General features: G+C 47.3%; 14 protein-coding genes and 1 pseudogene. 7 read left to right on the forward strand and 8 right to left on the reverse strand.

The features are described 5' to 3' along the window. Nucleotides 1-7: 7 nt before the first annotated feature. Both BOQ04_RS05570 and BOQ04_RS05575 read right to left on the reverse strand, forming a co-directional pair. On the reverse strand, nt 8-841 hold the full coding sequence (locus BOQ04_RS05570; protein ID WP_076023761.1) for a carbon-nitrogen hydrolase family protein: 834 nt from the start codon (nt 839-841) through the stop codon (nt 8-10). Next, nucleotides 842-5,020: a YhdP family protein gene (locus tag BOQ04_RS05575; protein WP_076023762.1), complete on the reverse strand. Its 4,179-nt coding sequence runs from the start codon at nt 5,018-5,020 to the stop codon at nt 842-844. It abuts the gene before it with no gap. 77 nt (nt 5,021-5,097) lie between these two features. Between BOQ04_RS05575 and BOQ04_RS10920 the strand changes: the two genes are divergently transcribed. Both BOQ04_RS10920 and glnE read left to right on the forward strand, forming a co-directional pair. Beyond that, on the forward strand, nt 5,098-6,021 hold the full coding sequence (locus BOQ04_RS10920; protein WP_233126656.1) for a GlnE family protein: 924 nt from the start codon (nt 5,098-5,100) through the stop codon (nt 6,019-6,021). Next, entirely contained in the window at nt 5,954-7,909 is a 1,956-nt protein-coding gene (gene glnE / locus BOQ04_RS05580) for a bifunctional [glutamate--ammonia ligase]-adenylyl-L-tyrosine phosphorylase/[glutamate--ammonia-ligase] adenylyltransferase (RefSeq protein ID WP_233126658.1), read from the forward strand. The genes BOQ04_RS10920 and glnE overlap by 68 nt, the downstream gene beginning before the upstream one ends. Nucleotides 7,910-7,921: 12 nt before the next feature. Here glnE and recN read toward each other — a convergent pair whose 3' ends face one another. Together recN and BOQ04_RS05590 are read right to left on the reverse strand one after the other, a co-directional pair. After that, the gene (gene recN, locus BOQ04_RS05585) at nt 7,922-9,592 is read right to left on the reverse strand and encodes a DNA repair protein RecN (RefSeq protein WP_076023763.1); all 1,671 of its coding nucleotides are present in this window, start codon (nt 9,590-9,592) and stop codon (nt 7,922-7,924) included. Nucleotides 9,593-9,618: 26 nt separating this feature from the next. Next, nucleotides 9,619-10,524: an NAD kinase gene (locus tag BOQ04_RS05590; RefSeq protein ID WP_076023859.1), complete on the reverse strand. Its 906-nt coding sequence runs from the start codon at nt 10,522-10,524 to the stop codon at nt 9,619-9,621. Nucleotides 10,525-10,561: 37 nt separating this feature from the next. Here BOQ04_RS05590 and hrcA point away from each other — a divergent pair, with 37 nt between their 5' ends. The 5 genes from hrcA to dnaJ all read left to right on the forward strand — a co-directional run bounded on the left by hrcA (nt 10,562) and on the right by dnaJ (nt 16,667). Next, a complete protein-coding gene (gene hrcA, locus BOQ04_RS05595) occupies nt 10,562-11,572 on the forward strand; it encodes a heat-inducible transcriptional repressor HrcA (RefSeq protein ID WP_076023764.1) in 1,011 nt (336 codons plus the stop codon). Nucleotides 11,573-11,606: 34 nt separating this feature from the next. Beyond that, a complete protein-coding gene (hemH, locus tag BOQ04_RS05600; protein WP_076023765.1) occupies nt 11,607-12,701 on the forward strand; it encodes a ferrochelatase in 1,095 nt (364 codons plus the stop codon). Between the two features lie 90 nt (nt 12,702-12,791). Further along, nucleotides 12,792-13,346 (forward strand): nucleotide exchange factor GrpE, encoded by a 555-nt coding sequence (grpE, locus tag BOQ04_RS05605; RefSeq protein WP_076023766.1) that lies wholly within the window; start codon nt 12,792-12,794, stop codon nt 13,344-13,346. 177 nt (nt 13,347-13,523) lie between these two features. Then, a complete protein-coding gene (gene dnaK, locus BOQ04_RS05610) occupies nt 13,524-15,452 on the forward strand; it encodes a molecular chaperone DnaK (protein ID WP_076023767.1) in 1,929 nt (642 codons plus the stop codon). Between the two features lie 90 nt (nt 15,453-15,542). Next, nucleotides 15,543-16,667 (forward strand): molecular chaperone DnaJ, encoded by a 1,125-nt coding sequence (dnaJ, locus tag BOQ04_RS05615; protein WP_076023768.1) that lies wholly within the window; start codon nt 15,543-15,545, stop codon nt 16,665-16,667. Nucleotides 16,668-16,683: 16 nt separating this feature from the next. On the opposite strand, the gene panB is transcribed toward dnaJ, so the two are convergent. The 4 genes and pseudogenes from panB to BOQ04_RS05635 all read right to left on the reverse strand — a co-directional run bounded on the left by panB (nt 16,684) and on the right by BOQ04_RS05635 (nt 20,177). Further along, a complete protein-coding gene (panB, locus tag BOQ04_RS05620) occupies nt 16,684-17,499 on the reverse strand; it encodes a 3-methyl-2-oxobutanoate hydroxymethyltransferase (RefSeq protein WP_076023769.1) in 816 nt (271 codons plus the stop codon). Between the two features lie 18 nt (nt 17,500-17,517). Beyond that, nucleotides 17,518-18,045: a 2-amino-4-hydroxy-6-hydroxymethyldihydropteridine diphosphokinase gene (gene folK / locus BOQ04_RS05625; RefSeq protein ID WP_076023770.1), complete on the reverse strand. Its 528-nt coding sequence runs from the start codon at nt 18,043-18,045 to the stop codon at nt 17,518-17,520. A 53-nt stretch (nt 18,046-18,098) separates the two neighbouring features. After that, nucleotides 18,099-19,500 (reverse strand): annotated as a pseudogene (pcnB, locus tag BOQ04_RS05630) (polynucleotide adenylyltransferase PcnB). Further along, a complete protein-coding gene (locus BOQ04_RS05635; RefSeq protein ID WP_076023771.1) occupies nt 19,497-20,177 on the reverse strand; it encodes a histidinol-phosphatase in 681 nt (226 codons plus the stop codon). The pseudogene pcnB and the gene BOQ04_RS05635 overlap by 4 nt, the downstream one beginning before the upstream one ends. Between the last annotated feature and the right edge of the window lies 1 nt (nt 20,178).

A 20,178-nucleotide genomic window follows, 5' to 3' on the forward strand; every position in this document is an offset into this window, starting at 1 on the left:
TTAATTTTTAAAGCTTACGATGTTTTAATGCTGGTAGCTTAGAGCGTACCTCGTTTAATTTTTCTTTGCTCAGAAGGCCTGATATAAAGCCCTCACCCTCAGGTAGGTCGCCTAGGATCGCACCCCAAGGGTCAATCAACATGCTATGACCCCAAGTGCGACGCCCATTGCGATGGGTTCCACCTTGTGCTGAGGCTAAAACATAGCATTGGTTTTCAATTGCGCGGGCGCGTAGTAGCACTTCCCAATGCTCTTTGCCGGTGGTGTAGGTAAATGCTGCGGGTATCAAGTGACAATCCACTTCGCCCATTGATCTGTAAAGCTCAGGGAAGCGGAGGTCATAGCAAACGCTTAAACCAAAGCGCCAGTGGACTCCGTTGATATCGAGCGAGACGAGTCCGGGTTGATTACCTGCCTCGATTGTTTCGGATTCCTGATAGCGTTCAGTGAGCGTCTGGAATCCAAACAAATGGATCTTGTCGTAACGACTAATACATCGACCACTGAGATCAAAAATGAGGGTGGAATTTAAAACCTTATTTGCCTCTCTAGCTTCCAGTGGAATGGTACCGGCCACCAAATAAATCGAATTGGCTTGCGCAATGGCTGCCAGCCGCTCTTGAATTGGACCCTTTCCAAACACTTCTCTCACTGCAAGCTTATCAGTATCTTTTAAGCCCAATAAGCAAAAGTATTCCGGCAGAACAACTACTTGAGCGCCATCTTGCGCAGCGAGATGAACTAGCTTGCCGGCAGCATTCAAATTCTCCTCTAAGTTCGGAGTGGAAATCATTTGCACGGATGCAATTTTGAGAATAGCGTTATCTGGAGCTTTATTCATTTATAGGGCAGGGCCAACTGGTGGTTTATCAGTCGGCGCGTTAGGTGCATTCGGTTTAGTTTGCTCTTTAAGTAATGCTTTTTGTCGAATCGTTTCTAGAGTCTTTGGATCCAGGGGTTGCCCTTTTTGATCAAGGGGAATGACCTCCGGATTGCCCCAGGAACCTTGTATGAGGTAATCAGATTGCATGCTGCGATTGATTTGATTGGTGATGAGATATTGACCTACTAGGGCGCTAAGGCCAACGATGGGATTAACAACGAAGGCCGCCACAATGGATCCAGCAGTGGCATCGAGTGTTGGGAATACTGTAACCCTTAAATCTTGCGTTTCATTAGGGATATTGATTTGGCCTACCATCGCTACACGCGCTTGATCTAACTCCATCGTAAATTGACTGGCGTTGGCAATCCCGTTGGTAATTGCAAAATTACTAACAATTGAATTAAATGGCGTACCTTTGGTGACAATGCTACCTAAGCCCCCCTGTAAATCAAGCGTAGCAAAGCGAAATAAACTTTGCAGGCTTAGTACGTTCAATAATTTGGCGGCATCAGTGTTCACTTCAAGCAGACGACCTTTTTCTAAATAAAGATCTACATTGCCCGATAGGCTCTCATAGCTGGGTGCATAGGGTGAGCCATTCCATTGCAGCTTGCCAGTGATCTTGCCATTTCCACCTTCAATCGATTTGGCATTTGTCCAGTGAGCAACTATTTCACCGGCATTTTTAATTTCCATATCGACATTGATCGCAGTTTGCTCTCCACTATCTTTTGGATTGATGCTCCATTGTCCTGAGAGGGTAGAGTTATCTTGAGGATTGGAGACCTGAATAGATTCGATGTCTAAGCCATTCCTGTTAGTGTGCGTCTTTATTTTGACGCTGCCAAGCAACGTTTTAGCTAAAGAAAAATCATCAATCGAAATATTGAGGCTCGGTATGGCATTCGGCTTGAAAGCTGTTGATGCAGAAGTAGCTTTCGCAAAACTTTTTTTCTCACCAGGATTCCCTTTATTGCCCATCTCGACCTCTAGGTTTTGGTCTGGGACTTTGAGTCGGGCTAGGTGTCCAGAGATTAGGCCGCTCGGGTTTTGTTCTGTTGGTTCGTGCCAGTTCAGTCGCCCTGAGAGATCGGCAGAGTTCAGGCGGAATCTCCACCCATCACTCTTGTTTGTGCCATCTAAGCTGAAATTCGTCCAAAGGCGATTAAAGAGTGTGAGATTTTTGACTTGGGCGTTGATGCGTGCATTATTTGCATCGCCCAATGAGGGAGCCCCTGCTAAGTTATTTTGATGGTTGGTACCGGCGTTCATAAATTGTCGCCAAGCATCTAGATCCAGTTCATTAGCCACTAAATTGAGATTGAATCCTTGGGGTGGCAAGCTTGCAGTCGCGCCAATACCAATAGATTGGCGTAATTCCTTGTCAGTACCTAATGCGCCCTGAACAAAATAGTTTTCGCCCAGTTTTCCTGACCAATCTACTTTGTTGATGCTCAAGTTTTTGTTTTTTGAGCTGGTGTAGGTCTTGACATTTAATTGCCCTAGCATTGGCACGCCCGCTAATTTTTTTGCGGGGACTGGTGCCGCGCTTGCCCAGTTCCGTAAATCGAATTGAAGGTTGGTTTCACTGCCGGCTTGATTGAAATTTAAAAGCCCTTCATAGATAGCTGAGCCACCCATCGCATTGAATGCTGGCGCGTAGTCAGATTTGAAGTTTTTTGCAAAGTAGTCTTTGAGGTATTTGGCGCTAATGTCGCCGGCAATCTTAAAGCTCGAAGTATTTGCTGTAGCAGGCGCATTAGAAATCTTGATTGAGCCGCCCAAGAAACTTGCCGTGACATCGTCAAATTCGGGATGGACTTCGGTTAACCTTACCTTTCCTGTAAGATTTTCAAGTGGTGGAAGATTGCTCCATTGCACGCGATTACCTGAAAGTGTGAGCTTGGTATCAATCCGGGGATCACCCGATCCGGATAGCGGAAACTCTATTCCTAGGTCGAGAATAATTGGACCACTAGCTGACAAGTTTTTTTGAAGCTCGGGCTGTTGTTTGCCAATGGGTGAGGCAAAAAGATAATCGAGCATCTCAAGTGCATCGCCTTGGGCTGCGCCTTGAATATTGAGTATTAAGTGATTTGCGCTGACATTTGGAATTTGTGCATGAAAATTATGCAGGGCGATATTTTTATAGTTTGCTGAAGTGATATCGACATTTACAACTGAGTTTTCTTGGCTCAGCTGACCATTGACATTGCTCAGCGACTGCCAAACACCTTGATTGCTTGGTAATAGGGGGGCAGGTTTGAAGCTTGCTCCTAAAATAGGGAGATACAGAGAGAATTCTCCCGAATTTGGTTTTGAAAATGGGATCTGATCTGGATCGCCCTTTACATGCAAGGTTCCATTTTCAATAGTGCCAGAGCCGAAACATTTTTCAAGATACTGCCTAGCATCTTTGCTCATTCCGATTGGCAGGTAGCGATAAGCCGTCACCATATTCGCTTTGACGAAATTCATATCCAAAACCATTTGGTCCGCTTGCTTTGGTGCGCCAAGCAAATAGCTGAGATTCAGTGTGGTGGTGATATCCGGATTTTTAAGGGCGAGTTGTTTTGCTTCAATCGACCATTGGCCGCGTTGTTTCGTCCAAGTAAGCACCCCATTGGCAGTATCCAGTTTAATTTTTGGATCTACTAAAAAATCGTTGATTTCTATCTCAATATTTTTTGAGTCAAGTGTAAATTTCCCGCCTTTTTCATCGCTATATAAGAGGCCTGATAAATGCGATACCGCTGGCATTGATTTGTTAATTGCGGCAAAACTCAAATCAATTAATTTGGCCTTGATCATAAAATCCAGTTTGTCTGGATTGATCCAAGATCCGGGAATGGGCAAGACTGCAAGCGCAGATTTTTTCTCTGACCAATTGAGTTCTAGATCCTGTAACTCACCTTCGGCTTGTGAGGCCTTAACCCATTCGTGTACTTTTTTGGAGAGGGGAAGATTCAGGGCAAATGAGGCTGCATCAGCCACATGAATTTTGGGTGATGAGAAACCAAACTCTTTAATTTCCCCATCTGGGCCAGGCGGACGCCAGCGGAAAGTCATAGGGCTTAAAGTGGTTAGCGGGGCGTTGCTCGGGCTATTGATATCACGCCAAGCAAGGTTTTTGGAGCTAATTGATAAAAGCCCCCGAGTATTTGCCTGGCTCAGATCGGCCTCAAGATGGCCAAACTCAATAGGCTCTTCATTTTTATTGAGTTGCACTCTGAATTGATTTGCCTTGAGATTAAATTGAGCCCCATCAGCAACTCCCCCATCTAAGTTAAGCTCGCCTTTAGAGCTGATCGTACCTTTCAGTGTATTGAGGGGTAGGGTGAAATCGGTCGCTAATTGATTGAGATTGAGATCAATAAAGTCCCAAGAAAAATGACCAACCCAATCTCTCCAGTTGCCTGGCTGTCCTCTGAGGCGGTGAACAAAGTCTGCTTGCAACTGAATGGGGCTGTTAGACCATGGCGCACTCATGCTTAGATCTGCTTTGTGGAGCCGGATCCCATTTGTCAGATGAAATTGAAAAATATTGACGGAGGTGTTTAATTTTTTATTTTGATGGTCCTGCCAAAAAATTTGCGCATCGCCAATCTCAATCTCTGATTGATCCAAGAGCCAGTTTCCTGCGGAAAAATCATCATCGTTCCCATTAATAGGGATGCCGGCAATGGATACTGCTCCTTGGGTATTTCTCTGCGCATAAATTTGTGCGCCTTGGAAATGTAGATCCTCAAAATAGGGGGCGAGGTGATAGAGTGAATTCCAACTTAGGCCACCACTAATTTTTTGAATTTCTAGCAGTGGGGGTGCTTTTTTATCTGGTGCATTGAAGCGCAATCCAGAGATCTCAAAGCGAGGCCGAATTCCTGTCCAGGAGACCTGGAGATCATCCATGGTGATATTTGCATCCAAACGGGCGCTCATCAATTTTTCGATGGCAGGTTTAGATTTCTCAATTTGAGGCCATAGCAAGAAGCGAACACCTAGATGCCCGAGGACCAGGGTTGCAATGATTGCCCCGCAAAGAATGGCTGCGCGCTTGCGCCATGCCCCACCAGTACCCACGGGGCGTTTTTGAAGCACGCTCTGCAGGCGACGCTGGATCAAATTTCTAAGCATGTGCTCTATTATCCGTCAGCCAGCGCCGGTTCGCCAAGCTATTGAGTCAGATTCTTGCGCCGGATTAAGATGGTGAAATGAGTCATTTTTCCAAGCAAATCCAATTTTTGACGACGCACTCCAGCTATGCTGCTCGCTGGCTCAATGCAAGGCCGGAATGGGTTAATTGGCTAGAGTTGCATGCAGGGCAAAAAGTCGATCCAGTTGGTATTCAAGCCCTCCTAGGAGAGTGCGCTGTTTTAGCTGCCTCTAATGGGTGTGACGAAGCTCTGTTGATGTCTCATTTACGTCTTGCACGTCAGAAATTAATGCTTTGGCTGGCTTTTCGAGATCTCAATGGCTTAGCTAGCCTCGATGAAGTAATGCGTGGCATGAGTCAGTTCGCTCAAGCGGTAATTGCGCTATGTATTGATTTTATTCGCGCTGAGCAGAAAAGTCGGTTTGGGCTTCCTTGGAGCGTAGTTCGTCACTCGGAAATACCTCTCATGGTAGTTGGTATGGGCAAGCTTGGGGGTTATGAGCTGAACCTATCGTCTGATATCGATTTAATATTTTTGTACGAGTGTGATGGCCAGACCCAAAATGGCCCTCACAGCCTATCTCATCAAGAGTGGTTTACGCGCATGGGTAAGCGCTTAATCAAGTTGCTGGCCGAGCATACTGAAGATGGATTTGTGTTCAGAGTTGACATGCGCTTACGTCCCAATGGCGATTCCGGGCCCTTGGTTTGTAGCTTGCCCATGCTGGAAGAGTACCTAATGGTGCAGGGTAGGGAGTGGGAGCGCTATGCTTGGATAAAGGGACGGTTAATTGCCCCTGCACCCAATTCGGCTGATTTTGCTTATTGTGAAAAACAATTAGATCAACTCATTCGACCGTTTGTGTATAGGCGCCATTTGGACTATGGCGTGATTGCTTCGATTCGCGACTTGCATGCCCAAATACAGATTGAGGCGGAAAAAAAAATCCTCACATCACCATGGCCGTTCACAAGACATTAAGTTGGGGCGCGGTGGTATTCGTGAAATCGAGTTTCTGGCGCAAATGTTTCAGCTCATGCGTGGGGGCACAGATCCTCGCTTTCGTGTGCGACCTACCTTAGAGGTGCTCGATCTGATTGCAGAGCGTGGTTTATTGCCTCGGGATGCGGTGCTGGCCTTAAAGGCGGCCTATGTATTTTTGCGGCGCTTAGAGCATCGCATTCAGGTATGGGAGGATCAACAGACGCATTACTTACCAGAAGATGCTGCTGCTAGGATGCGATTGGCTAATGCCATGTCTGGGCCAAACGCTACTGAAGGCGACTCAACATTTTTGCAGGCACTAGAACAGCATCAGACAGCTGTTGCTGCGCTATTTGAAGAGGCTTTTGTGCTTGAGGATAAAGCGCGTTTAGAGCTCGCGCCATTAGTGGCGCATTGGAGTCCAGACCCCGTGTTATTTCCGGAGGGTTTCAAGCGCTGGGAGCTTTGGCTTGATAGCGCTAGGCAAAAACATTTACCGGAAAAAAGTCGCTTAATTATTTTTAATCTGCTTAATAAGGCAACTGAATATTTGCAGTCAAATGAAGTCAATTCGCAGGCGGCTGATATCACTATCTTGCGCCTTTTTGATTTGCTTGAATCGATTTCCAGAAGAAATGCTTACCTGGCGATTTTGGCTGAATACCCCAAAGCCTTGCTCAATGTATTGGCTTTGCTGAAATCATCCCAATGGGGAGCCGCCTACCTGAGTGGTCATCCTTATTTATTGGATTATTTGCTTCATTCTCGTGCTGAGCAGTTGCTGATTGATGAGCCTAAGCGGTATTGGTATGAAGTTAAGGAAAACCTCGACATGCGCCTGGATGATGCTCAGAGCAACGGTGAGGGTTCTGAGCAATCGCTCGATATTTTGCGGGTCACGCATCATACCGAAACCTTTATTACCTTGTTGGCTGATCTAGGCATTGGTATAGAGCGGGGGCTTTCAGTGGAGCAGGTGAGCGATCATCTATCGGCACTCGCCGATTTAATCTTGCAGGCGACCTTTGAGCACGTGTGGCCAAGCGTTGCCCAAAAATTTGGCCTGAGTTCGTCATTGCCCCCATTTGCCATCATTTCTTATGGCAAGTTAGGCGGCAAGGAATTAGGGTATGCATCTGATTTGGACCTAGTCTTTTTGTATCAATCAGAAGGTGCTGGTTATGCCGATCAAGAAATTTATGCTTTTTTGGCTAAGCGCATGATTCATTGCTTGACTGCATATACTGCTGCCGGCACTCTTTTTGAAATTGATACTCGGCTTCGCCCAAATGGTTCGGCAGGATTTTTAGTTACCAATGCCGATGCTTTCAGAAAATATCAGCTACGCGAGGGCGATAATTCCGCTTGGGTATGGGAGCACCAGGCTTTGACTCGCGCACGCTGTTCTGCAGGTAGTCCGGTAGTGGGTGCATATTTTGAAAAAGTGCGCTCTGAAGTCTTAAGACAACAACGCAACCAGGAAATACTCCGCGCAGAAATTGTGGACATGCGCATGAAAGTCCATGCGGGGCATCCAAACCCTACAGTGCAATTTGATTTAAAGCACGATGCTGGTGGCATGGTTGATATTGAATTTATTGTCCAGTTTTTGGTGTTGGCCTTCGCACATCGTCATGAGCAGTTGGTCGGAAATCTCGGCAACATTGCACTTCTCAGAATTGCTGGGAACATTGGATTAATAGATGAGGATTTAGCTATCAAGGTGGGTGATGCCTACCGCTTGCTCAGAGCGCGTCAACACCGCTTGCGTTTAGATGGGGCAGAAAAGATTCGCGTGACTTTGGAGTCAGAGCCCAACCTCATTCAAGCGAGAACTTCGGTCTTACAGCTCTGGAGAAACGTTTTCAAAGTCCCTATCGATTAAGGCAAGCAAGCGTTAACTTTGCTCAAGTAATTCGCGGGCATGACGGCGTGTGGTGTCAGTAATCGTTGCGCCCCCCAACATTCTGGCAATTTCTTCAACACGCTCGGTTCTGCTAAGAGGGCTTACCTGTGAGAGTGTGGTGTTGCCAGCTTGTGACTTGCTGACTTTGAGATGGTGATTTCCTTGGGCAGCAACTTGAGGTAGATGGGTTACGCACAATATTTGGTGCGATTGACCAAGCTGCCTGAGTAACTTTCCGACTGTTTCAGCAACTGCGCCACCAATGCCGGCATCAACTTCATCAAAAATAAGGGTGGGTGTGAAGGATGCCTCACTCGTGATAACACTAATCGCCAGGCTGATACGAGCAAGTTCTCCTCCTGAAGCCACTTTAGCCAAGGGCCTGGGTGTACTGCCTGCATGACCAGCAACCAAGAATTCAATTTGCTCTAAACCATTGGCGCCACCTTCGCTTAAAGGATTTAAGGCGATCTCTAGTTGACCGCCTACCATCGATAGGCTTTGCATAGCAGTAGTGACCATTGCCCCAAGCTCGCTAGCGGCTTTGCTGCGTTTTTGAGTGAGGAGTTTGGCCTGTTTTTGATAAGTTACTTCTTCTTGCATGACCTTGTCGCGCAAGGCTTCAATATTTTGTGAGGCGGTTAAGGCTTCTAAACGCTCATCTGTTTCTAGTAAAAGTGCTGGGAGCGCAATGGCCTCTACTCGGTACTTGCGAGCAGCAGAATGCAGTGCCTGCATGCGCTCTTCAATTTGGCTAAGGCGCTCTGGATCCAGGTCTGCTTTTTGTAGATAACGATTTAAGCCGTGCACTGCTTCACCTACTTGAATTAAGGCTGACTCCAGTACTTCACTCATCTCTTTGAGGAGCGGGTCATGCTCCGCTAAAGTGGCAATACTCGCACTTGCTTTGGAGAGGGTCGATTCAGCAGAGTTCTCGGCTTCGCTTAAGGCTTCAATGGCCTCTTGGCAACCAGTAAGAATTTTGGCGCCATTCGCAAGGCGACTATGTTCGCTTTGGACATGCTCCCATTCACCTACTTGTGGAGATAGTTCAGTGAGTTCCTCTAGTTGCCATTCAAGTCGTTCACGTTCACGCTCAATATCTTGTCCAGCATTTTCGGCTTGTACTAATTTGCGGCGCGAGTCGGCAAGTTGTTTAAAGGCAGCAGCAACTTCTAGTGCTAGTGGCATTAAGTTTGCATGGCGATCGAGAAGTTCACGTTGCGCCCCTCCCTTCAGAAGGAGTTGATGCGCGTGTTGACCATGAATATCAACTAGCTGATCGCCCGCTTCACGAAGTTGGCTGAGCGTTGCCACGCTGCCATTGATAAATGCTCGACTACGGCCATTGCTTTCAACCGTTCTTTTGAGCAAAAGACTGTGACCTTCTTCTTCCAACGGAAAGCCTTGTTCATCTAACCATTTTTTGAAGTGATCTATTTGCCCCGCCTCAATCTGGAAAAGTGCGCTGATTTCAGCGCGTTGGCAGCCTTCCCGCACTTGACTGCTATCTGCACGCTCGCCTAGAACAAGGCCGAGGGCATCCAAAAGAATGGACTTGCCAGCACCGGTTTCTCCGGTGAGGACGCTGAATCCGGAGGTGAAATCCAGCTCGAGCTGGTCAACAATGACAAAGTCGCGAAGGGTTAGGATTTGAAGCATGTATTAGCGTACCGAAGAACTCGACATTAGAAAGTCGATGGATACTCGTTCCAGTGTAATTTTTCACGCAAGGTTTTGTAATCGCTATGTCCTCGAGGGTGCAAGAGGGTGATTGATTTCTCAGACTGACGCACTTCAATTTTGTCGCCCGATTGCAATTCTGTTTGAGATTGCATGTCGAAATTCACAATCACTTCACGCCCGTCGACCACTTCAATACTGGTAACGGCGTCTTCGGGCAAGACAATGGGGCGATTGGAGAGGGAGTGCGGCGCAATTGGCGCCAACAGAATGCCTGCCACTCGAGGGTGCAGAATCGGTCCGCCCGCGGAAAGTGCGTATGCGGTAGAGCCGGTGGGCGTCGAGACAATGAGACCGTCAGAACGCTGGTTATACATAAATGACCCATTGACGCGAACCGCAAGTTCGACCATGCCAGAAGTGCCGGAGCGGTTGACCACCACATCGTTTAAGGCCAAGGCGCGGTTGATGATCTGCGCCCCCCGCAAAACAATGGCGTCTAAAAGGGTTCTGGAGTCCGCCTCATATTCTCCGCCAATGATTTTTGGAAGAACCTCTTTTAGATCCTGAATGGGAATGTCTGTCATGTACCCAAGACGGCCCATATTGATGCCAACCAAGGGCACTTTGCTGCCGGCTAACTGACGCCCAATGCCGAGCATGGTGCCGTCACCCCCCAAAACCACTACCAAGTCGATACTTCCCGCAAATTCAGCGGGACTCTTGCTTGGGTGGGAGCTTAAGTTCAGGTGAGTGGCCGTTGCTGTTTCAATAAAGACCTCGCAGCCCAAGTCGCTGAGCATCTGGGCTAGGTCAATGAGGTGCCCCTCGATACCATCAGCTTGAAATTTACCGACCAGCGCCACCCGGTTAAATTCGTTTTTGGCAGATTTTTGGGATGGGCTTAACATATAACGATTAAACCATAGGCATAAAATCCCTTCCACCATGGATGATCGTTCCCGCGCTTTACTTAAAACCCTCATCGAGCGTTATATCGAAGAGGGTCAGCCCATTGGCTCGCGAACCCTATCTCGCTTCTCCGGCTTGGATCTATCTGCAGCTACGGTCCGTAATGTCATGGCTGATTTAGAAGAAATGGGCCTTGTTACCAGCCCCCATACCTCGGCTGGACGCATTCCTACGCCTAGGGGCTACCGCCTATTTGTCGACACCATGGTTACCGTCCGCCCCCTAGAGGAAATAGCGGCTAGAGAGGTGGAAAGAGGCCTTTTGCCTGATTCTCCTTCGCGGGTTTTAAATTCAGCGGCGCAAATCTTGTCCAATCTGACTCATTTTGCTGGGGTAGTCATGACCCCAAAGCGCGCTCAGGTCTTCAAGCACATTGAGTTCTTGCGCTTAGGGGAAGGGAAAATTCTGCTCATTGTGGTGACCCCAGAGGGCGATGTGCAAAACCGTATTTTGCCGACCACTCAGGATTACACACCCAGCCAGTTAGTTGAAGCGGGTAATTACATTAATGCCCAGTTTGCTGGGAAGAGTTTTGACCAGGTTCGTATGCACCTGAAATCTGATCTGGATACCCTGCGTGCTGATATCTCAGGTTTGATGGCGCTGGCGTTGCAAAGCGGCGTATCCGATTACGGCATGGGAGAGAGTGACATGGTGCTTTCTGGCGAGCGTCGTTTATTGAATGTGGGTGATCTCAGTTCCAATTTAGATAAGCTGCGCAAGATGTTCGACATGCTTGAGCAAAAATCAGTTCTTATGCAGTTGCTCGATGTCTCCAGCCATGCTGATGGGATTCAGATCTTTATTGGTGGAGAGAGTGACTTATTGCCCTATGAAGACTTAGCTGTCATCAGTGCGCCGTATAGTGTGGATGGTCAAATCGTTGGGACCCTAGGTGTGATTGGACCAACCCGTATGGCTTATGACCGTGTCATTCCGATTGTGGACATTACTTCAAAATTACTATCAGGTGCCTTGAGTAGCTGAGCGAAAATTATTTTTTATAGAAGACGGATCTATCTTGAATCAAAATCCCCATTTGCGCCCCTCCAAGACAGCTGTTGTATTGCTTAATCTTGGTACGCCTTCAGCCCCAACGTCCAAGGCAGTCAGAGCATACTTAAAGGAGTTTCTCTCTGACCCACGCGTAGTAGAAATTCCAAAAGTAATTTGGTGGTGCATTCTGAATGGCATTATTTTGCCGATTCGAAGTGGTGCTTCAGCTAAGAAGTACGCCTCTATTTGGCTGCCTAAATTGGGTTCGCCGCTGATGCATTACTCCCGATTACAAGCTAAAGAGCTCGGAGAACTATTTACCAATCAGGGCCACTCAGTTTTAGTGGATTTGGCAATGCGTTATGGCGAACCATCCACTAAAAAGGTTTTGGATGAGCTCAAGGCGCAGGGTATGGAGCGCTTATTACTTTTGCCTTTGTATCCACAGTATTCAGCCACTACTACTGCTTCTAGTTTTGACGAAGTGTTTCGTGTACTAGGAACTTGGCGCGATCAGCCTGAATTGCGTCTGATAAAGCACTACCACGACAATCCTGCTTATATTGCTGCCTTGCGTGACCAGGTCTTAGAGGCTTGGGATAAAGATGGGCGCCCTGATTTTGCAAGAGGTGATCGTTTTGTAATGTCCTTTCATGGACTGCCTAAACGCAACTTAATGAAAGGCGACCCCTATCATTGTGAATGCCTCAAAACAGGCCGATTATTGGGCGAGTCTTTGGGCTTGGAGCGCGGGCAATATCTAGTTACCTTTCAATCCCGTTTTGGTAAGCAAGAGTGGTTAAAGCCGTACACAGCTCCTACTATTGAGAAGTTAGCTAAAGAGGGATGCCAGCGCCTTGATATCTTCTGTCCAGGCTTTCCAGCCGATTGCATAGAAACGCTAGAGGAGATTGCCATGGAAGCACGTGAAATCTTTTTGGAGCACGGTGGCAAGGACTATCGCTATATTCCCTGCTTAAATAGCAACCCCAAATGGATCGAGGCTTTGGCTAATATCGCCCACGATCATTTGCAGGGTTGGCCCCTGAGCTCAGAGCCCGAGGCAGTGTTGAATGAGCGCAATGAACGTGCTGAGTTGGCTAAAAAGGCATTGACTTGAATTTCGGGTACTTGAAAACCAGTATATTGACCCAATATCCCCAATAAGCATTATTCGTAGCCGTTTTTAAAGAAAAGTGAATTCCTAGCCATGACACAAGAAAATCAGAATCCAACCGAACCAAGTAAAGAGAATCTGGAAGTTGAGCCGCAGGTGGCCGATGGCGCAGAGCCTGAGTTAATGGTTGAATCCAGTGCACAACTGATTGAGGAATTAAATCAAAAGTTGGGTGAGATGCAGGATAACTTCCTGCGCGCCAAAGCTGAAGGAGAAAATATTCGCCGCCGTGCTGTTGAAGACATTGCCAAGGCCCATAAATTTGCAATTGAAAGTTTTGCTGAGCATTTAGTTCCGGTAACCGATAGCTTGTATGCCGCACTGAGCGCCGAAGCAGTCGATGCCAAAGCCTTTAAAGAGGGTCTCGAAATTACACTCAAGCAGCTACTGTCTGCTTTTGAAAAAGGTCGCATGACCGAAATTAATCCAGCTGTAGGTGATAAGTTTGATCCTCATCATCATCAAGCTATTTCAGCGGTGCCTTCAGAGCAAGAGCCAAACACGGTGGTTTCAGTCTTGCAGCGAGGCTATTCGATCGCTGATCGGGTGCTCAGACCCGCATTAGTGATGGTGAGCGCCCCAAAATAAGGGGTTTTCTGGGGATTTTGCTCAAAAATCCTAAAAAAGAGAGAAAAAAAGGCAGATTTCTGCCTTTTTCCTTTTTTAACCCTTGAAATAGTCTTTTTAGACCCCACTTATTGAATATCGATTTATTCGCAGCAGCACATCAGAGATTACATAACAACTTAATTTTTTGGAGCAATTATGGGAAAGATTATCGGAATCGACTTAGGAACCACTAATTCGTGTGTTTCAGTCGTTGAAAACAACGCACCAAAGGTGGTTGAGAACGCAGAAGGCGCTCGCACAACACCATCAATCATTGCTTATGTTGAAGACGGCGAAGTATTGGTTGGCGCACCTGCAAAACGTCAGTCAGTAACCAATCCGAAGAACACCATTTATGCAGTAAAGCGTTTAATGGGTCGCAAATTCACTGATCCAGAAGTGCAAAAAGACATTGGCCTGATGCCATATTCAATCATTGCTGCAGATAACGGCGATGCTTGGGTTCAAGCACGTGATAAAAAAATGGCGCCTCAGCAAGTTTCCGCTGAAATTTTGCGCAAGATGAAAAAGACTGCCGAAGATTACCTGGGTGAAGAAGTGACCGAGGCGGTGATCACCGTACCTGCTTATTTTAATGATAGTCAGCGTCAAGCAACCAAAGATGCTGGCCGTATTGCAGGTTTAGAGGTAAAGCGCATCATTAATGAACCAACAGCAGCCGCTTTGGCATTCGGACTGGATAAGCAAGACAAAGCAGATCGCAAGATTGCGGTGTATGACTTGGGTGGCGGTACATTTGACGTATCCATCATTGAGATTGCAAACGTTGATGGTGAGAAACAATTCGAAGTACTTTCCACGAACGGTGACACCTTCTTGGGCGGTGAAGACTTTGACCAACGTATTATTGATTGGATCATTGATGAGTTTAAGAAAGAACAAGGCGTTGATCTGAGTAAAGATGTATTGGCATTGCAGCGTTTGAAAGATGCTGCTGAAAAAGCCAAAATCGAATTGTCCTCAGCGCAGCAAACAGAAATCAATCTACCTTACGTCACTGCGGATGCAAGCGGTCCAAAGCATTTGAACTTGAAATTGACTCGTGCCAAATTAGAGTCCTTGGTAGAGGAGTTAATCAAGCGTACAGCAGGCCCATGCTTAATGGCGATTAAGGATGCTGGCGTTAGCGCATCTGAAATCGACGACGTGATTTTGGTCGGCGGTCAAACCCGTATGCCTGCAGTACAAGACAAAGTAAAAGAAATCTTTGGCAAAGAGCCACGCAAAGATGTGAACCCAGATGAGGCAGTGGCAGTTGGTGCGGCTATTCAAGGTTCCGTATTGTCTGGAGATCGTAAAGACGTATTGCTCTTAGACGTTACCCCATTGTCATTGGGTATTGAGACTTTGGGCGGCGTGATGACTAAGATGATTCCAAAGAACACCACGATCCCTACTAAGCATTCACAGGTTTACTCTACCGCTGAAGATAATCAGCCTGCAGTGACCATTAAGTGCTTCCAAGGTGAGCGTGAAATGGCTGCGGCAAACAAGTTGTTAGGTGAATTCAATCTCGAAGGGATTGCCCCTGCGCAACGCGGTATGCCACAAATTGAAGTGACCTTTGACATTGATGCCAACGGTATTTTGCATGTCACTGCAAAAGACAAAACCACTGGCAAAGAGAACAAGATCACCATTAAGGCAAATTCTGGTTTGACCGAAGAAGAAATTCAGCGCATGGTGAAGGATGCAGAAGCTAATGCTGAGGAAGATAAGAAGGCGCTTGAGTTGGTAACCGCGCGCAATACTGCAGATGCCTTGGCTCACTCAACCAAGAAGGCATTGGAAGAGCATGGTGCTAGCTTAGAAGCTTCCGAAAAAGAAGCGATTGAGGCTGCTTTGAAGGAGTTAGACGAAGCCATCAAAGGTAGTGATAAAGCTGCTATTGAGGCGAAGACGGAAGCTTTGGGTAAAGTCAGCCAGAAGCTGGGCGAAAAAGCGATGGCTGCTGAACAGGCTAAAGCTGGTGGCGCAGCTCCAGGTGCAGCGCCGAATGAAGCCCCTGCAGCAGATGCTGACGTGGTTGATGCTGACTTTAAAGAAGTGGATGACAAGAAATAATTCAGAGTCATTATTCATCAGTGAGTAGTAAATAAATAACAAGTCGGCCCCGTGCCGACTTGTGTCATTGAAGTAGTTGAGAGGAATGTTGTGTCAAAAAGCAAACGCGATTTTTACGAAGTCCTGGGCGTAGCCAGAGGTGCTAGCGACGAAGAGTTAAAAAAAGCTTACCGTAAGTTGGCGATGAAATACCATCCGGATCGTAACCCGGATAGCAAAACTGCCGAAGCCCAATTTAAGGAAGTCAAAGAGGCGTATGAGACGCTCACTGACCCTAACAAGCGTGCTGCATATGATCAATATGGCCACGCTGGTGTTGATCAATCGATGGGTGGCGGCGGTTTCGGTGGTGGTGGCTTTGCTGATGCATTCGGGGATATTTTTGGGGATATCTTTGGTCAAGGTGGCGGTCGTCACTCTGGCCCTCAGGTCTACAAGGGCGCTGATTTACGCTACAACATGGAGATCACACTTGAGCAGGCAGCTGAAGGCTATACCTCTCAAATTCGGGTGCCTAGTTGGAGTGCATGCAAACCATGTCATGGCACTGGTGCTGAGCCTGGAAGTAAGCCAGAAAAATGCTCAACTTGCGATGGTCACGGCCAGGTCCGTGTACAGCAAGGCTTCTTTTCAATGCAACAAACTTGTCCCAAGTGCCGCGGCACAGGCGAGTACATTCCTAAGCCATGCAAAACATGTCATGGTAGTGGGCAGCATAAAGAGCAGAAGACTCTAGAGATCAAGATTCCCGCAGGTATTGATGATGGAATGCGTGTGCGGTCCGTTGGCAACGGTGAGCCCGGTTTGAATGGCGGTCCATCTGGCGATCTCTATGTAGAAGTCCGAGTCAAACCTCATAAGGTGTTTGAACGCGATGGCAGCGATCTCCATGTGCAAATGCCAATCTCTTTTGCAACAGCTACCATTGGTGGTCAGATTGAGGTGCCAACCCTCTCTGGTCGTGTTGAGTTTCCGATTCCTGAGGGAACTCAGACGGGCAAGACATTCCGTTTGCGCAACAAGGGCATTAAAGGTTTGCGCTCCACCCTGGTGGGCGACTTATTTGTGCATGTGATTGTGGAAACGCCGGTAAAGTTAACCGATGAACAGAAGAAGTTATTGAAGAAATTTGATGACAGCCTTAAATCGGGCGGTGACAAACATAACCCGCATCAAAAGGGTTGGTTTGATGGCGTAAAGAGTTTTTTTAGCTAAAGAAGAATGTGTGAGCTTAGCCAGCAAAGCCGTGCTCTGGTCCGGGGAATTTCCCAGTTTTTACTTCCCGAACATAGGCTTTGATGGCAGCTTCAATTGAGGCGTGGCCATCTACGAAGTTTTTAACAAACTTGGGTGGCTTACCGGGGCTAATGCCCAACATATCTTGCAATACTAAAACCTGACCAGAGCAATCTGGTCCAGCGCCAATTCCAATGGTTGGAATTGCAAGGGATTTTGTAATTTGTTTACCGAGTGATGAGGGAATTGCTTCGAGCACAAGCATTTGCGCGCCTGCCTCTTGGCACGCAAGTGCCTGTTCACGCATCAGGGTTGCCGCATCTTTAGACTTGCCCTGTACTTTATATCCACCAAGAACATGAACTGATTGTGGCAATAGTCCAAGATGCGCGCATACTGGCACACTGCGCTCAACCAAGTATTGAATAATTTCAATTTGCCAATCTCCACCCTCGAGCTTGACCATATCCGCACCAGCACGCATTAATTGTGCAGCTGAGTCCAGCGCTTGTACTGGATCGCCATAACTGGCAAATGGTAAATCAGCAATAATGAAGGCATGAGAATTAGCACGCGCTACACACTCGGTGTGGTATGCCACTTGTTCTACGGTGACAGGTGTGGTGCTACTATGGCCCTGCACTACATTGCCCAGTGAATCACCAATCAAAATGGTTTCAACACCACAGCGATTTAAGAGGGCAGACATGGTGGAATCGTATGCAGTGAGCATGGCGATCTTCTCACCCTCAGTGTGCATAGAGAGTAGCTTGGTAATTGTGATTGGCTTGTCGCCCTGTAGGTAGCTCATGAGCAAAGTTTACTAAACTTAATGAGCGGCTTGCTGGTATGCGTCTTTTTCTGTGCAGCCACAGTTTCTGCAGCTTAGTTTTTCGATGCTCTGATGGGCCACTTTGGGTAAGTAGGCTTTGAGTTCACCCCAATTGGGTAAGAAGAAATCAGGTGCGATTTCAAGCAGGGGTAGCAATACAAATGAACGCTCGATGATGCGAGGGTGTGGCAAGGTGAGCTCAGTATCAGTTTGGGAGACCCCTTCAAACGAAAGGATATCAAGATCTAAGGTGCGTGGCGCATTGGCATAGGGGCGCTCGCGACCAAACTCTTGTTCTATTGCCTGGCAAATGTGCAGCAAGCCATATGGACTGAGCTGGGTTTCAATTTCAATGACTGCATTAATGTAGTCCCCACCCACCGCTTCCACGGGAGCACTTTGATAGAAGCAGCTTTTGTTGAGAATTTGGAGTTCGCAACGTTGCGCTAGGCAGACGATAGCATCGGTAATTAACTGGCGAGTGTCGCCAATATTGCCACCAAATCCGATAAATGCTCTTGCCATACAAGTTCCATATTGAAGATGAGTCTACTTTACTCAAGTTCTGATAAGTTTGCTTAGCTCGGTGTTGTTTCGCTCGGTGCGTTGACCTTGGGTTTTCTCCGGCGCCGTCTTTTAGCAGCAGGCGCAGTATTGACCGATTCATTTTTCACGGCTGCCATCAAGGCCTCTTGGCCAGCAGGGTCAGCTGCAATAAAGTCAGTCCACCACTGGCCAAGACTGGCATTTTTTTTCACCGGATGCACAGCGCAGTAGCAGAAAATCGTATGCCGCTCTGAAGCGAGGGGATTCAATCAGACGATATGGGTAGCGCCCAACCCGTTTCTCAAAGCGGGGCTGCATTGACCAGATTTCGCGCATATCGCTTTCAAAGCGCCGCTGGATAGTCATGCCGCTACTTTGGGTGGCAATCGTCTCGTCCATTGCATCATGTAGCGCAGGAATGACCGAAACACCATTGGCAATATTCTTTTTCCAGTTTTTTAATAAATCAGGCCATAGCAATGTGGCAAATAAAAAACCTGCCGACACCGTTTTTCCGGATTGAATGCGATGATCGGTATTGCTGAGAGCAAGACGCACAAATTCATTGGCTTCTTTGGAATCAGTGGTTTGATCGAGAATGGTATCGAGCAGTGGGAGTAGGCCATGATGAAGTCCTGCATTGCGAAGGCCTTGTATTGCTGCCCAGGCATAACCAGACATCAGTAGTTTCAGAATTTCATCAAAGAGACGGGCAGCGGGAACGTCATGTAAGAGCTTTCCTAATTTAGCTATCGGAGCGCCGGTTTGTGGATCCAAGGTAAAACCAGTTTTGGCGGCAAAACGAATAGCCCGCAACATACGGATAGGATCTTCGCGGTAGCGTTTAGCTGGATCACCGATCATCCGCAGGGTTTTCTTCTGCATGTCAGCCATACCGCCGTGATAATCCAGTATGGTCTCTGTTTGCGGATCGTAATACATGGCATTGATGCTGAAATCGCGACGGTTAGCATCTTCACCTTGTGAGCCCCAGACGTTATCGCTCAGTATGCGACCACTTTCAGCGACATGATCGCCGGCATTTTCGAGTAAAGCTCTGAATGTCGAAACTTCAATAATTTCAGGGTGACCTTTGCCAAAAAAGGTGACGTGCACAATTTGAAAGCGGCGCCCAATCAGACGGGCTTTGCGGAATAATTTTTGAACTTGCTCAGGGGTTGCATTGGTGGCTACGTCAAAATCTTTTGGGCTGATACCCAGCGCGAGATCTCGAACCGCTCCACCTACGATAAATGCCTCATAGCCTGCTTGTTGCAGTGTATGTGTGACCTTAACCGCATTTTTAGAAAGTAAGTGCGGATCAATGCGATGTGATTTTTTTGGAATGCGCTTAGGGGCACCGCTGCGATTGACCGCAGTAGGTCGTTCCATGGGGTCGCGGCGCAAAATGCGTTTGATAAATTTAGTGATCATGCAAACAATTCAAGGATGGGCCAGTTACGCTTGGTAGCTTCTTGGCGCAAGCGGTCATCTGGATTGGTGGCGACTGGATGACTCACTTTTTCTAAGAGAGGCAAATCATTCATCGAGTCTGAATAAAAATAACTACAAGGCAAGTGATCTAGATTGAGATTTTGTTTTTCTAGCCAGTCATTCAGGCGAATAATTTTTCCTTCACGAAAGCTTGGTTCGCCTCTTACTTCGCCTGTGAAATTAGCCAATGGATTATTGTCAAGAGTGGCCGGTTCAGTTGCAATGAGATGCTCAATGCCAAATGCCTGCACAATCGGGCGCGTCACAAAACTATTGGTTGCAGTGATCACGCAGCAAAGATCGCCGGCATCTTGATGTTTTTTGACGAGGTCAAGCGCTTGTTGGCGCAATTGACCGTTGATCACTTCTTGCATAAATGCATCATGCCATTGTTTGAGTTGTTCGCGAGAATGCTCAGCCAAAGGCTTTAAGGCGAAACGCAGAAATTCTTGTATATCGAGCTTGCCTTCTTTGTAGTCTTGATAGAAGCGCTCATTTTGTTGGGCGTAGTATTTGCTATCAACCACACCAATGCGGGCCAAAAATTGCCCCCACTCATAATCGCTATCGCAAGGCAGAAGGGTGTGATCTAAGTCGAAAAGTGCTAATTGGGTCATT

This window comes from Polynucleobacter sphagniphilus, from assembly GCF_001953355.1.
Lineage (GTDB): Bacteria > Pseudomonadota > Gammaproteobacteria > Burkholderiales > Burkholderiaceae > Polynucleobacter > Polynucleobacter sphagniphilus.